Source organism: Streptomyces regalis (assembly GCF_001509475.1).
GTDB lineage: Bacteria > Actinomycetota > Actinomycetes > Streptomycetales > Streptomycetaceae > Streptomyces > Streptomyces regalis.
In genome coordinates this window covers 60,549-74,175 of record NZ_LLZG01000411.1, presented here as the reverse complement: position 1 = coordinate 74,175, position 13,627 = coordinate 60,549, and the positions used below count along the sequence as shown (strand labels likewise).

Here is a 13,627-nt window from a genome sequence, read left to right as displayed (position 1 = left end):
CCGCAAGGCCCCTGACGGTCAGGTGAACATGCCGGCCAATGGCTGTTCGGTCCACACGGTCTTGCCCTCGCGGGTGTATCGGGTGCCCCAGCGCTCGGTCATCTGGGCCACCAGGAACAGGCCGCGCCCGCCCTCGTCGGTGGTACGGGCGTGGCGTAGGTGGGGTGAGGTGTGGCTGGTGTCGCTGACCTCGCACACCAGGCACCGTTCGCGGATCAGCCGCAGGGTCGCGGGGCCGCAGGCATAGCGGTAGACGTTGGTGACCAGTTCGCTGGCGATCAGCTCGGTGCTGAACGCCAGGTGCTCCAGCCCCCATTCGGTCAGCTTGGCGGAGGTCAGGGCCCGGGCCCGGGCGGCGCTGGCGGGCTCCAGCGGCAGCTGCCAGGAGGCGACACTGTCCGGTGGCAGCATGCGCGTGCGGGCGATCAGCAGAGCGACGTCGTCGCTGGGGCGCGAGGGTACGAGCGAGTCGACCACCGCTTGGCAGGTGCGTTCCAGTGCGTCGGCGGGGCGGGTGAGCGCCGCGCGCAGCTTGGCCAGGCCGACGTCGGCGTCGACGTGGCCTTCGCCGATGAGTCCGTTGGTGTACAGGCACAGCAGGCTTCCCTCGGCCAGTTCGACGTCCCGCGCCTCGAACGGCAGGCCGCCCAAGCCGAGGGGTGGGCCGGCGGGCAGGTCCAGCAGAGCCACCTGTCCGTCCGGAGCGGTCACCGCGGGCGGCGGGTGGCCGGCGCGGGCCATGGAGCACCGCCCGGAGACCGGGTCGTACACGGCGTACAGGCAGGTGGCGCCGATGACCTGCTCGCCCACGGGCCGTTCGCCGACTGCTTCCTGTTCGGCAGCCAGCAGGTTGACCAGGTCGTCCAGGCGGGAGAGGACCTCGTCCGGTTCCAGGTCGAGGCTGGCCAGTGTGTGTACGGCGGTCCGCAACCGGCCCATGGTGGCGGCGGCGTGGATGCCACGCCCCACCACGTCGCCGACGACGAGGGCGACCCGGGCCCCGGACAGAGGAATGACGTCGAACCAGTCGCCGCCCAGGCCCGGGGCCGCGCTGGCCGGCAGGTACCGCAGGGCCACCTCGACGGCCGACTGGTCCGGGACCGCGTGGAGCAGAAGGCTGCTCTGCAGGGTGAACGCGGTTTGCTGCTGCTGGGTGAAGCGCCGGGCGTTGTCGATGGCGACGGCGGCGCGCGAAGCGAGTTCCTGGGCGAGGGTGAGGTCGTCCGCCTCGAAGGGATCGGGGCGGCGCGAGCGCCACAGTGTCATCACTCCCAGCACCAGGCCACGGGCGGCCACAGGGACCACGATCAACGAGTGGACGCCCAGGTCCGGAGCGCGGGCTCCCTGGCGGCCCTCCGTCGAGAACCAGTCGGGCGGGAGAACCGGTTCCAGAACGGGCCGCCCTTCGGCCAGGCATCTGGCCTGGGGTGTGTCCGGCGCGAACTCCACCGGCTCGCCTTCGGGGTGGGGCGGACCGGCTTGCTGGGCACCGACGCCGCTGACCCCCACGCGTACCACCGGCCCTGCCAGGGGGCGCGCCAGTTCCTCACCGCGTGTCACGGGCTGAAACAGGTCGACCGACGCATGGTCGGCGAGGTGGGGCACCATCACCTCGGCGAGTTCCCGGGCCGTCTCCGCCACGTCGAGGGTGGTTCCGATACGGCCGCCGGCCTGGTCGAGGAGTGCGAGCCGACGCTGGGCGCGATGGCGTTCGGTGATGTCCTCGATCATCTCGGCCACACCCAGGATGCGGCCGGAGGGATCCTCCATCGGGAAGGACGAGACCATCGCGACCTGCTCGCGTGCCGGATCCTGCTCCAGGCGAACGAACTGCTCGGAGTAGACCGCCGGACTTCGGGTGTCCATCACCTGGCGCACCCGGTCCACGGCCCTGCGTGCATCGTCGGGGAGGAGGAAACAGCCGGTGGGCAGCCCACGAAAGTCCGCTGCCGGAATGCCGCTGAAGCGTTCAATGGCCCGGTTGACCCGGAGAAGCCGCAGGTCGGGGCCGTGGATGACCAGGCCGATCGGGCACCGACGGTACAACCCGTCGAGCACCGCGCGGTCCCGCTGCCACTCCAGGACGTCAGCCGCGAGTGCCCCGGTGAGGAACCACTCACGAGCACGGCCGTCGCGCGAGACCGCATGGGCCCTGAGCCCCATCTCCACGAGCCGCCCGTCGCGGTGCCGCACGTGGAGCACCCCGAACCAGCCACCGGCCCTCCTGCAGCTCGCCGTGGCCTCTCTGAAAGCCGGCAGATCACCAGGATCGACAAGGACGTCGTATGCCGGACGACCGATCACAGCCGTGTCCGGATGGCCGAGCAGTTCCTCGGCCCGCCGGTTCCATCCGACCACGGTGCCCCGGTCGTCGAGCACCGCCACGGCGGCGAGGTGCAGGGCGAACGGATCGTCGTGGCTTTCGCTGAGCTCCGTCATCCGCTTCTCCACCGCTGGACCTGGTTGTCCTGCTGATGCCATGTAAGCCCATGGAACTGGGCCTGGCATCCGCTGATCGTCGGTGACAGCGGTGACAGAGCGGTGGGGGCGGTCCCCAGGGGTCAGGGCATCGACCGGGACCGCCCCCACCGGCTCACTTGGCGACCGGGCCGAACTCCTTACGGGTGTCCACCGGCTTGCCGAACAGCTGCCACCGCTCGCCCTTGAACCGCATCAGCTGCATCGACTCGATCGGGAAGGCGTCGTCGGGCCCGGTGGCGAGGGTAACTCCGGGCAGCAGCATGTCCACCTTCACGTCCTTCAGGCTGCGCACCGCGTCCCGCAGCCCCTCCCTGGTCGGGCACTTCATCGCGTCCAGCGCCTTGTGCAGGCTGGAGGCGGCGGCCCAGCCGTAGGCGTTGAACTGGTTGGCCGGGTCCGAGTCGGGCGCGTACTTGTGCAGCGCTTCCGTGTACGTCTTCATCTCCGGGTCGTCGGCCCACTGCGGGTCGGCGGGGTCCTTGAAGTAGGTCGCCGAGACGACGCCCTGGACGTTCTTGAACCCGACGGGCTGGAGCACCGCGGCGGACGAGGACACGTTGTTCACGATGTGCAGCGGGTTCCACTTGGTGTTCTTGGCGTCGGCGGCGAGGGCCTGGCTGCCGAACTTGGGCGTGGTGATGTTGAGCAGTACGTCCGCCTTGGACCGGGCGAGGCTCGTCATCTGCGCCGAGACGGAGGGGTCGGTGACCTCGTAGCTCTCCTCGGCGACCACCTTGACGCCGCTGCCGGCGACGGCCTCCTTGAACCCGCCGAGCAGGTCCTTGCCGAAGTCGTCGTTCTGGAAGAGGACCGCGACCTCGGCCTTCGGCTTCTCGTCCTTGAGGTACTTGGCGTACACCCGTGCCTCGGACACGTAGTTGGGCTGCCAGCCGATGGTCCAGGGGTGCTTGTCGTCCGTGCCCCAGACGGAGGCGCCCGTGGCGACGAAGGGCTGCGGCACCTTCTGCTTGTCGAGGTAGTCCCAGACGGCTGCCGTGGACGGGGTGCCAAGGCTCTGGAACACGGCGAAGACCTTCTCCCGCTCGACCAGTCTGCGGGCCTCCTCGACCGCCTTGGGCGGCTGGTAGCCGTCGTCGCGGACGACGAACTCCACCTTGCGGCCGTCTATGCCGCCCTCGTCGTTGACGTGGTCGAAGTAGGCGGCCACGCCCTTGCTGATCGTGCCGTAGGCGGAGGCGGGTCCCGACAACGGGTAGATCCCGCCCAGCTTGATGCTCTTGTCGGTGATGCCGGTGGTCTGCTGGCCCTTGCAGGCACCGTCGGCGGCGGTGTCCTGGGCGTCCTGCCCTCGCTGGCTGCTGCAGGCGGTCGCGGTGAGCAGGGCGGCGGTGGCGGCCGCGGCCGCCCGCAGAGCGGTGGTCTTGCGCATGTGGTTCATTCCTTTTCCGTGCGGGGCGGTGCGCCCACGGGTTCGGCATCGGCAACTGCGAGGTCCGCGGGGGTGTCCGTCGCGGAGGGGTCGGAGGCGGCCGGGGACTTCGGCGACACATCGGGGGCGGATGCGGCCGCGGATTCCTCTGCATCAGGCGCGGACTCGGCCAGGGACTCCGGATCCCCGCCCGGCCCGGACTCGGCCAGGGATTCCGGCCCGGACTCGGCGTCGGGCTCCGGCTCCCCATCCGGTGCGGACTCGGCCTCGGGCGTCCGGGCGGAGGTGGGTGCGCGGCGGGGCAGGCGGCGGGCGACAGCTGCCCGGACTCGGCCCGGCAGACCCGCCAGTCCCGTCGGCGCCACGAACATCACCGTGATGATCAGCAGGCCGAAGACCACTCCCGGTGCCGCCTCGCTGACGTCCTGGGACACGCTCGGCACGTACATCACGAACGCCGCCCCCAGCAGCGGCCCATACAGCGAGGCGAGCCCCCCGACCACCAGGCCGGCGAGCAGCGTGATGGACAGCACGAAGCTGAAGGAGTCGGGCGAGACGAAGCCGATCACCCAGGTGTACAGGCACCCGGCGACACCCGCGAACATCGCGCTCCACGCGAAGGCGAGGGTCTTGTGCAGCGACAGCCGTACGCCCATGACCTCGGCGGCACTCTCGTTGTCCCGTACGGCGAGCAGGGCCCGGCCGACCCGGGAGCGCAGCAGGTTGCGGGCGAGCAGCAGGGCGACCGCGGTGACGGCGAGGACGACGAGGTACAGCCACTGGTCCTCCGCCAGGCCGCTCCACGCGGGCGGCTGCAGCTTGTCCACGGTCAGGCCCATGGAGCCGCCCGTCACCGGTTCGAGCCGCTTGAGCAGGGGCGGCAGGAACACCGCGAACGCCAGGGTGACCAGCGCCAGGTACAGGCCGCGCAGCCGCAGCGCGGGCACCCCGAACCCGAGGCCGAGCAGGAAGCATCCGGCGGCCGCGACCGGCAGCGTGGCCAGGTGGCCGGTGTCGTACCGGTCGAGCATGACCGCCGCCGTGTAGGCGCCCGCCGCGAAGAACGCGCCGTGCCCGAGCGAGATCTGCCCGCCGAAGCCGACCAGCAGATTCAGTCCCGCCAGCGCCACGGCGTACAGGAGCACCATGGTCAGCTGGAAGACCTGGAAGGGGGCGAAGTAGAACGGTGCGCCGACGGCGACTGCCGCCGCGAGCAGGACGGTGAGCGCCGCCCGCAGGCGTCGGGCGCGGCCCGTGCCGAGTGTGGCGATGATCGTGCTCATGCGCGTTCCACCGCCGCTCGTCCGAACAGGCCCTGGGGCCGCACCAGCAGCACCGCCAGGATGATCACCAGGGGGACGCCCACCTTCAGATCGGCGCCGACCACATCGACGTACGCCCCGGTGAGCGTCTCGGCGACCCCGACGAACAGGCCGCCCACGACCGCGCCGACCGGGCTGTCGAAGCCTCCGAGGGTGGCCGCGGCGAACGCGTAGATCAGCACTCCGCCCATCATGTTGGGCTCCAGGAACAGCAGCGGGGCGACGAGTACGCCCGACACGGCGCCGACCGTGGCGGCCAGCCCCCAGCCGAGCATCAGCACCCGGCCCACCCGGATGCCCGACAGCCGGGCGGAGGCCGGGTTGCAGGCGACCGCCCGCATCGTCAGGCCGATGGCGGTGTGCTGGAACAGCAGATACAGCAGGCCCATCACGACGGCCACCACGCCGATGATCCCGAGCGTCGACCAGTCCACGCGCACCCCGGCCAGGTCGAGCCCGCCGTCGGGGAACGGCTGCGGGAAGTCCTTCACGGTGAACGACCAGATCAGGCCGGCCAGCGCGTTGACGAAGATGAACAGGCCGACCGTGACGATGACGACCGTCAGCTCGGGTGCGCCCTGCACGGGGCGGATGACGATCCGCTCGACCAGCATGCCGCCGGCGAAGGACACCGCGAGGGTGACCGGCAGCGCCAGCCAGAACGGCATCCCGGACGCCACCAACTGCCAGGCGACGTAAGTGGAGAGCATGGCCAGCTCACCCTGTGCGAAGTTGACGATCCCCGTGAACCGGTAGATCAGTACGAGGGCCAGTGCCAGGCTGGCGTACACCGCGCCGGAGCCCAGGCCTTCCACCACTTGCTGGAGAAACTCGGTCACGGCGCTCACCCGGTCTTCCGGGCGCTGACGGAGACACCGAGGTAGACCTCGGCGACCTGCCCGTCCTCGCGGATCTGTGCGGCCGGTCCGGACAGCACCAGGCGGCCGGCCTCCAGTACGTGCGCCCGGTGCGCGATGTCCAGCGCGAGCTGGGCGTTCTGCTCGACGACGACCACGGTGGTGCGTTCCTCCTCGTTGACGGCACGGACGATCTCGAACAGTTCGCGGGTGACCAGCGGGGCGAGCCCCAGGGACGGCTCGTCCAGGAGAAGCAGGGAGGGCCGCAGCATGAGCGCCCTGCCGATGGCGAGCATCTGCTGCTCCCCGCCGCTGAGGCTGCCGGCGGCCTGACGCGAGCGCTGGCGCAGCTTGGGGAAGTAGCCGTAGATCCGCTCCAGGTCGGCCGCCACGGCCGCGCGCTCGGCACGGCGCCGCCGCCCGACACCGGTGCGCAGGTGGGCGCCGACGCGCAGGTTCTCCTCGACGCTCAGCTCGTTGAAGGTCCCCCGGCCCTCGGGGACGTGCGCCACACCGAGCCGGGCGGCCTGCTCGGGCGAGCGGCCCAGCAGCTGCGTACCGTTCAGGGTGATCGAGCCTCGGCCGCGGACCATGCCGCACAGTGCCCGCAGTGTCGTGGTCTTGCCCGCGCCGTTGGGCCCGAGGATCGCGCACACTTCGCCGCGTGCGACCCAGAAGTCGAGGCCCTGGAGCACGCGGGCCTGGCCGTATCCGGCGTGCAGGTCGGTGACCTGCAGGAAGTCCCGCTGCTCCGCGGACTCAGCGCGGTCGGTGGTGGGCTCGCTCATGCGGCCACCCCCAGGTACGCCTCGATGACCGACGCGTCGCGCTGGATCTCCTCGGGAGAGCCCTCGGCGATCTTGCGGCCGAAGTCGAGGCAGACCACCTTGTCGCAGAGGCCCATCACGAAGCCCATGTGGTGTTCGACCACCACGAGGGTGAGGTCGAAGTCCTGGCGGACCGATCGGACCAGATCTGCGAATTGGTCGACCTCGCCGTGGCTGAGTCCGTTGACGGGTTCGTCGAGCAGCAGCAGCCGTGGCCGTACCGCGAGCGCCCGGGCGAGTTCGACGCGTTTGAGCGTGCCGAACGGCAGCCCGGAGGCGGGGTGGTCTGCGACGTCCGCCAGGCCGAGTCGCCGTAGCAGATCGTCTGCCTGTTCACGCAGTTCCCTCTCCTCTCGCCGGACGCGGGGCAGCCGGAGCGCCGCGGCGAGGTGTCCGGTGCGCCCCCGGCTGTGGGCGCCGACCATGACGTTCTCCCGGACCGTGAGGCGCGGGAACAGGCCGAGGTTCTGGAAGGTGCGGGCGATACCGCGCCCGGCCACGGCGTGCGGCGGAAGGGCGAGCAGGTCCTCACCCTCGAACCGCACCGTCCCCGCATCGGGGGTGCAGCGCCTGGTGAGGCAGTTGAACAAGGTGGTCTTGCCGGCTCCGTTGGGCCCGATGAGCCCTACGGCGGTGCCCGGCTCGACGGTGAACCCGACACCGTCCAGTGCCGTGATCCCGCCGAAACGCACGCTGATACCGTCGACCGCGAGCATGAGTGACGCCCTTTCCGACGTGCTGGGGGGTGGGCGAGCGTCACAGTAGGTGGGGGTGTTCGGGGCGCACATTGGGTGCGAGCACCCAACTTCCGGGTCGCCGGACTGTGCGCCGCGCACAGGTCCCCGCGGATGTCTCACCCCGAGGCTGTTGACGGAGCACGAGGCGGGCGGCGACGATCGGCGCCATGGCTCGCGGTCCCGTTCTGGGCGCCCCCCGACTCTCCGAACCGCTCCGCCGGGAGCGGCGGCGGATCCTGCATGCCGTCCACGACCGGATCGAGGAGGTGGCGGAGACCGCCATCGAGGTGATGCGCACGGAGATCCCGTCGTACGCGCTGCAGGACGAGCGGTTCTTCGACGACGTACGGGAGCAGGTGCTCGAGCACTACCGGATGCAGTTGGCGGCGCTCGCCGGCGACCGGGACATCGCGCCCGAGGACCTGGTGTTCAGCCGCGCGGCAGCGATGCGCAGGGCGCGGGCGGGGTTCGCCCTGGAGGACTGGATCAGTGCCTTCCGGGTCGGCCGGCAGGTGCTGTGGGACGCGCTGCTGGACTGCGCGGGCACCTCCGCCGAGGCCCAGCAGGCCGCGCTGTGCCTGGTCACACCGCTGATGCGGTACGTCGACTACGCCAGCACCCATGCCGCGCAGGCCTACGTCGAGTACCAGCAGCACGTGGTGGCGGACGCGGACCGGGAGCGCCGGGATCTGTTGGACCAGCTGCTGGCCGGCGTGGCACCGACGCGCGGTCCGCTGTTCGCGGCGGCGCAGGCGTACGGCATCGGACCGCGCTCGCCGATGATGGCGGTCGTGGCCGTGTGCGTCGACAACGTCGGCACCGGGGACCTCACCTCGGCCGAGCACGGGTACGCCACCAGCGCGTCGATCAGCGTGGCCGGGCCCTGGGCCGGCCGAACCCTGGTCGTCGTGCGTCACGGTGAGGTGGTGACCGTGCCCGTGGTCCGGGCCGGCATGAACGCGGAGGACATCTGCGCCCACTTCGAGGCGGTGCAGCGGCGGCTCGCGCGGGCGGGAACCATGCTCTCCATGGGCATCAGCACCGTCGCCCGGGGCGCTGCCGAACTGTCGCGCGCCTACGCGGAGGCACGCGCCGCCCTCGACCTGGTGCCGAGCGGGGGCGGGGTGGCGGCGCTGCCGCGGCTGTCGCCCTTCGACTACCTGGCGCTGCGTGCCGACGACCTCGCCCGCCAGCTGGTCGATCCCCGTGTGCGGGCGCTGCTGGAGGAGGACCGCAGACGCGGCGACACGCTGGCCGCCACCATACGGGCCTTCGCGGAGGCGGATCTCAACCTGCGGCTGGCCGCCGACCGGCTGCGGATCCACCACAACACGGCGCACTACCGGTTGCGCCGCATCGAGGAACGCACCGGCCGCAATCCGCGCCGGATCGCCGACCTCCTGGAACTGCTGGTCGCCCTCGCCATCCGCGACGGGGCCGGGGAAGGTGAGGACGGCCAGTGAGCGGCATCGTGGAATCCGCCGGTACCGAGACGGCACGTCAACTGCCGGAGGAGCAAGGGAACATGGGCCCGTCTCAGGCCCCCGCCGGTGAGGACCGGACAGTCCGGCGTGCGCTGCTGGACGCCGCGCTGGAGGTGTTCACCGAGCGCGGTTACACCGACGCCGGCCTCAGCGAGATCGCGGCGCGCTCCGGCGTCCCGGTGGGCACTCTTTTCCAGCACTACGGCGGAAAGCGGGGGCTCTACCTCGCCCTCTGGGAGGAGTTCCGGGAGGAACAGGAACGCCGGACCGCGGCCACGCTGAACGCCGAGCGCGGCCGTGGCGTGGACGACCCCATCGCCCTCTTCGTGGCGGGAAGCAGGGCGTATCTGGCCGGCGCCTGGGACAACCGGCGGCTCGCCAAGCTCCTCGCGGAGGACGACGGCCCCGCGGGCTTCGACAGGATGCGCCGCCAATGGGACCGCGCGTGGGTACGGCGCAACGCCCGGCTCCTGAAGGTGGACGAGCGGCAACGCGCCGGCCGGGTCCGGGTGAGCGTACTGACCACCGTCATCGGAGGGGCGGCGCGCGAACTGGGCGACTGCGGGGACGAGACGGAGGCCCGGGAGATCGTGGACGAGGTGTGCGGCATCCTGGTCCATCTGTCGGCACCGCCCGGCTGACACACCTGGCGGGTGACTCGACGGGACGCCTCACGAGGGAGCGTCCGGCGATTCTGTACGCCGGATGCCCGGTCCCCCACCCTCAGATCCCGATGGCGGCTCCCTGCCGGAACGGGAGTGCGTCGCCGAGCAGTTGCCCGCCGTCGATCACCATCGTCTCGCCGGTGATCCAACTCGCGGCGTCGGAGACGAGGAAAGCCACCGCCGAGGCGATGTCGGCGGGCTCCCCTATGCGCCCGAGCGCCGTCGAGGCGGAGACGGCCTGCTCGTGCTCCTTCCACAAGGCCTCGGCCAGCTTGGTGCGCACCACACCCGGTGCCACCGCGTTGACGCGAACCTTCGGCGAGAGCTCCAGGGCCAGTTGCTTCGTGAGATGGATCAGTGCGGCCTTGGACGCGTTGTACAACCCGATGTTCGCCTCGATGGCCATGCCGCCGACCGACGCCGTGTTGACGACGGCGCCGCCGTGCTCGCCCATCCAGGCCCGGGTGGCCAGCCCCGTCCACAGGACGGGAGCCCACAGGTTGACGTCGAAGGTCTTGGCGAACCGGGCGTGGTCCTGGTCGATGACGGGCCCGAAGGCCGGGTTGGTCCCCGCGTTGTTGACGAGGATGTCCAGGCTTCCGAAACGCTCGAGGGTCAGAGCCACACAGCGCTGCGCCGCCTCTTCGTCGACCGCGTGCGCACCGACGCCGACGGCTGTGCCCCCGACCTGGGCAGCGGCGGCATCCGCCGCCTCCTGGGACCGGGAGGTGAGGACGACGTTTCCGCCGGCGGCCGCGATGGCCTGGGCGATCGCCAGCCCGATACCGCGCGAGGCGCCGGTGACGACGGCGGTGCGACCGGTGAGGTCGAGTCCTGCCATCTCAGTTCACCGCCGTCGTGGCCGCGTCGCGGTACTGGCGCAGTTCCTGCTTGGCGATGGCCCGCTTGTGGACCTCGTCGGGACCGTCCGCCAGCCGCAGCGTCCGCAGGTGCGCGTACATCATCGCCAACGGGAAGTCGTCGGTCACTCCCGCTCCCCCGTGCACCTGGATCGCGCGGTCGATGATCTTCAGCGCGATGTTCGGGGCGGCCACCTTGATGGCCGCGATCTCGGTGCGCGCTTCCTTGTTGCCGACCGTGTCCATCAGATACGCGGCCTTGAGCGTGAGCAGGCGGAGCATCTCGATGTCGATGCGCGCTTCCGCGATCCAGTCCTGGATGTTGGACCGTTCGGCGACCGGGCTGCCGAACGTCACTCGTGACTGCGCGCGCCGGCACATGAGCTCCAGCGCCCGCTCGGCCGCGCCGATGGCCCGCATGCAGTGGTGGATACGACCGGGGCCGAGCCGGGCCTGGCTGATCGCGAAGCCCTCACCCTCGCCCTTGAGGACGTCCTTGGCCGGCACCCGTACGTCGTGGAAGTCGATCTCGGCGTGCCCCTCACGGTCCTGGTAGCCGAACACCGGCAGATTGCGCATCACCGTGATCCCGGGGGCGTCGATCGGGACGACCATCATCGACTGCTGCCGGTGCGGGGCGGCGGTCGGGTCCGTCTTCCCCATGACGATGAGCACCTTGCAGTTGCGGTGCAGGGCGTTGGACGCGAACCACTTGCGGCCGTTGAGGACGTACTCGTCGCCGTCGCGCTGCATCCGCAGTTCGATGTTGGTGGCGTCGGAGCTGGCGACCCGCGGCTCGGTCATCGCGAACGCCGAGGCCATCGTCCCGTCGAGCAGCGGCTTGAGGTACTTCTCCTTGTGCTCGTCGGTGCCGAAGAGCGTGAGCACCTCCATGTTGCCGGTGTCGGGAGCGTTGCAGTTGCACGCCTCGGAGGCGATGTGGCTGCGCCCCATGATCTCGGCCAGCGGCGCGTACTCGAGGTTCGTCAGCCCGGGGCCCCAGTCGGGGTGCGGGTGGAAGAGGTTCCACAGTCCGCGCTTGCGCGCCTCCGCCTTGAGTTCCTCGATGATCGGCGGCTGGAAGTGCGGGTCACCCGACGCGCGCATCTGCTCGTGGTACACGGCCTCGGCGGGGTAAACGTGCTCATCCATGAACTCGAGCAGATCCGCCTGGTACTTCTTGGCGCGGTCCGAGGTCTCAAACAGGGACATGCGAACTCCTGACGGGGAGGGAGGGACATTGGGGGCGGGCGGCGAGGCAGAGCTCGCCCGGCGTACCGGTCATGGCTGTTCCAGCAGGGAGCTCTGGTAGCGGCGCATCCCGCGCAGCCACCGGTCGTAGTCCGAGCCCTTCTGCCGGTACATCTCAAGAACGTCTTCGTGGGGCAGGATCAGGAAGCGCTCGTCCTCGATCGCGGCCAGGACGGAGTCGGCGACGTCGGCCGGCTCCAGGACGTCACCCGCGGACGTGACGGCTCGCGTCGCCGCTCTTCCCAGCGCGTCCCCGGAATCCTCTCCGGCGGTCAGCATCCTGGTGTTCACACCCATCGGGCACAGACAGCTGACCCGGACCCCGCGATCGCCGTAGGTGACGCTCAGCCATTCGGCGAAGGCGACGGCCGCGTGCTTGGTGACGGCGTACGTGGCGGAGCCGATCTGAGTGAGCAGCCCAGCCGCCGAGGCGGTGCTGACGAAGTAGCCCTCCTCGCGCCCCAGCCATCGCGGTACCAGAAGCCTCGCCGCACGGATGTGGGCTCGCAGGTTCACGTCGATCGAGAGATCCCACTCCTGCTCACTCGCGTCGAGGCGGGGCGCCCCGGCGATGCCGGCGTTCGCGAAGTAGAGGTCGACCGGACCGAACGTGCTCTCGGCCAGGGCGATCAGGTCCTGGATCTGGGCGGTCTCCGACACGTCCCCGCCGGCGCTGATGGTGCTTCCCGGATGGTCGGCGTTGACTCTCTCCGACACCGCCCGGGCGGCCTCCGCGTCGAGGTCTGCGACGACGACCCGGGCACCCTCGCGAGCGAGCCGCGCGACCAGCGCGCTGCCGATGCCGGCACCACCACCTGTGACGATGGCGACTCTTTGTGCAACGTTCACAGCGGACCTCTCCACGCCGGGACACTCTTTCCTCGCCCTGTATAATTGAATCTGGCGTCAACTTCAATAGTGCGCCACGGGGCAGCCGTGGTCGTCACATCTGCAGAGCAGGCGAGAAAAGAAAAGACACCCGGCGGTACCGGGTGTCATGGAGGCAGGCGGATCAGCGGTGGCCGGGGAACCGCAGGGCGTTCGCCCAGAGCCGGGTGACCGTGGCCACGAGCTCCTCGAAGTCCACCGGCGCACCTTCTTCTTCCTGCCCTTCAGAGAGCACGAAGGCGTTGTACGCCATGACGCTGACCATGCCCGACAGCGCACGGGAGGCCATCATCGGATCGACCTCACGGTCGGCGACACCCCGCGCCTGCAGGTCGGCGATGCCGCGGGCATTGCGGCGGATGAACGCGTCCCCGCGCCGCCTGCGGAACTCACGGAACTCCGGCTCCACTTGGGCGACCTGCTCCAGCAGCGCCATCAGCTTCGCGTTCCGCCTGTACGCCGCGAGATACGCGCGATTGCTCGCCTCGAGCACCGCATAGGGGTCGTCGGCGCCCTGCACCCGGCCCATGCCGGGATGCATCATGTCCTCCTGCGCCTCCAGGAGGACGGCGGCAAGCACCTCTTCCTTGTTGGTGAAGTAGGTGTAGAAGGACCCCGCCGCGCATCGAGCCTCTTTGGTGATGTCGGTGAGGCGGGTGTCGAGGTAGCCGTCCCGTTCGAACACCTTCCGAGCGGCCTTCACCAATGCGGCCCGGGTCCGCGCTCCGCGCTGCGTCGTGGGCGGCTCGCGAAGTTGCGTGAAGGGCGCCACGGGCGGCGCCTTCTCGCTGTCGATCTCCTCGGGCGCAGTGCTGTCCATCCCCAGGACTTTACTTGAATCCGACGCCATAGTCACAAACCCCAA

Annotated in this window: 12 protein-coding genes; 2 read left to right on the top strand and 10 right to left on the bottom strand. The window is 70.5% G+C overall.

Annotation, left to right across the window (positions count from 1 at the left end; all coding sequences use genetic code 11):
- Positions 1-18 precede the first annotated feature (18 nt).
- The 6 genes from ADL12_RS45770 to ADL12_RS45745 all read right to left on the bottom strand — a co-directional run bounded on the left by ADL12_RS45770 (position 19) and on the right by ADL12_RS45745 (position 7,593).
- Positions 19-2,439, bottom strand: coding sequence for a SpoIIE family protein phosphatase (locus ADL12_RS45770; RefSeq protein ID WP_062714709.1), 2,421 nt, complete (start codon positions 2,437-2,439; stop codon positions 19-21).
- 154 nt (positions 2,440-2,593) lie between these two features.
- Complete coding sequence (locus ADL12_RS45765; protein ID WP_063806824.1) at positions 2,594-3,871, bottom strand: ABC transporter substrate-binding protein; 1,278 nt, start codon at positions 3,869-3,871, stop codon at positions 2,594-2,596.
- 5 nt (positions 3,872-3,876) lie between these two features.
- Positions 3,877-5,154 (bottom strand): branched-chain amino acid ABC transporter permease, encoded by a 1,278-nt coding sequence (locus ADL12_RS45760; protein WP_244188288.1) that lies wholly within the window; start codon positions 5,152-5,154, stop codon positions 3,877-3,879.
- Positions 5,151-6,032 carry a branched-chain amino acid ABC transporter permease gene (locus tag ADL12_RS45755; RefSeq protein ID WP_062714936.1) on the bottom strand — a complete coding sequence of 294 codons (882 nt, stop codon included), beginning with the start codon at positions 6,030-6,032 and terminating at the stop codon, positions 5,151-5,153. Before ADL12_RS45755 ends, ADL12_RS45760 begins: the two co-directional genes overlap by 4 nt.
- Positions 6,033-6,037: 5 nt before the next feature.
- Positions 6,038-6,838 (bottom strand): ABC transporter ATP-binding protein, encoded by an 801-nt coding sequence (locus tag ADL12_RS45750; RefSeq protein ID WP_062714705.1) that lies wholly within the window; start codon positions 6,836-6,838, stop codon positions 6,038-6,040.
- Positions 6,835-7,593, bottom strand: a complete 759-nt coding sequence (locus ADL12_RS45745; protein ID WP_062714704.1) for an ABC transporter ATP-binding protein — start codon at positions 7,591-7,593, stop codon at positions 6,835-6,837. Before ADL12_RS45745 ends, ADL12_RS45750 begins: the two co-directional genes overlap by 4 nt.
- Before the next feature lie 188 nt (positions 7,594-7,781).
- On the opposite strand from ADL12_RS45745, the gene ADL12_RS45740 reads away from it, so the two are divergent.
- Both ADL12_RS45740 and ADL12_RS45735 read left to right on the top strand, forming a co-directional pair.
- A complete protein-coding gene (locus tag ADL12_RS45740) occupies positions 7,782-9,077 on the top strand; it encodes a PucR family transcriptional regulator (protein ID WP_062714701.1) in 1,296 nt (431 codons plus the stop codon).
- Positions 9,074-9,739 (top strand): TetR/AcrR family transcriptional regulator, encoded by a 666-nt coding sequence (locus ADL12_RS45735; protein WP_208614761.1) that lies wholly within the window; start codon positions 9,074-9,076, stop codon positions 9,737-9,739. The genes ADL12_RS45740 and ADL12_RS45735 overlap by 4 nt, the downstream gene beginning before the upstream one ends.
- 82 nt (positions 9,740-9,821) lie before the next feature.
- Here the strand turns inward: ADL12_RS45735 and ADL12_RS45730 are convergent, their stop codons facing one another.
- The 4 genes from ADL12_RS45730 to ADL12_RS45715 form a co-directional block, all read right to left on the bottom strand.
- A complete protein-coding gene (locus ADL12_RS45730; protein ID WP_062714700.1) occupies positions 9,822-10,604 on the bottom strand; it encodes an SDR family oxidoreductase in 783 nt (260 codons plus the stop codon).
- 1 nt (position 10,605) lies between these two features.
- Positions 10,606-11,835: an acyl-CoA dehydrogenase family protein gene (locus ADL12_RS45725; RefSeq protein ID WP_062714698.1), complete on the bottom strand. Its 1,230-nt coding sequence runs from the start codon at positions 11,833-11,835 to the stop codon at positions 10,606-10,608.
- A 69-nt stretch (positions 11,836-11,904) separates the two neighbouring features.
- Complete coding sequence (locus ADL12_RS45720) at positions 11,905-12,723, bottom strand: SDR family oxidoreductase (protein ID WP_062714696.1); 819 nt, start codon at positions 12,721-12,723, stop codon at positions 11,905-11,907.
- A gap of 163 nt (positions 12,724-12,886) precedes the next feature.
- Positions 12,887-13,582: a TetR/AcrR family transcriptional regulator gene (locus ADL12_RS45715; protein WP_062714695.1), complete on the bottom strand. Its 696-nt coding sequence runs from the start codon at positions 13,580-13,582 to the stop codon at positions 12,887-12,889.
- Positions 13,583-13,627: the final 45 nt, after the last annotated feature.

Bases quoted from the DNA above. Each gene is read 5' to 3' on its own strand.
- ADL12_RS45770 (WP_062714709.1), bottom strand. From the start codon at position 2,439: ATGACGGAGCTCAGCGAAAGCCACGACGATCCGTTCGCCCTGCACCTC.
- ADL12_RS45750 (WP_062714705.1), bottom strand. From the start codon at position 6,838: ATGAGCGAGCCCACCACCGACCGCGCTGAGTCCGCGGAGCAGCGGGAC.
- ADL12_RS45765 (WP_063806824.1), bottom strand. From the start codon at position 3,871: ATGCGCAAGACCACCGCTCTGCGGGCGGCCGCGGCCGCCACCGCCGCC.
- ADL12_RS45730 (WP_062714700.1), bottom strand. From the start codon at position 10,604: ATGGCAGGACTCGACCTCACCGGTCGCACCGCCGTCGTCACCGGCGCC.
- ADL12_RS45745 (WP_062714704.1), bottom strand. From the start codon at position 7,593: ATGCTCGCGGTCGACGGTATCAGCGTGCGTTTCGGCGGGATCACGGCA.
- ADL12_RS45715 (WP_062714695.1), bottom strand. From the start codon at position 13,582: ATGGACAGCACTGCGCCCGAGGAGATCGACAGCGAGAAGGCGCCGCCC.
- ADL12_RS45740 (WP_062714701.1), top strand. From the start codon at position 7,782: ATGGCTCGCGGTCCCGTTCTGGGCGCCCCCCGACTCTCCGAACCGCTC.
- ADL12_RS45725 (WP_062714698.1), bottom strand. From the start codon at position 11,835: ATGTCCCTGTTTGAGACCTCGGACCGCGCCAAGAAGTACCAGGCGGAT.
- ADL12_RS45760 (WP_244188288.1), bottom strand. From the start codon at position 5,154: ATGAGCACGATCATCGCCACACTCGGCACGGGCCGCGCCCGACGCCTG.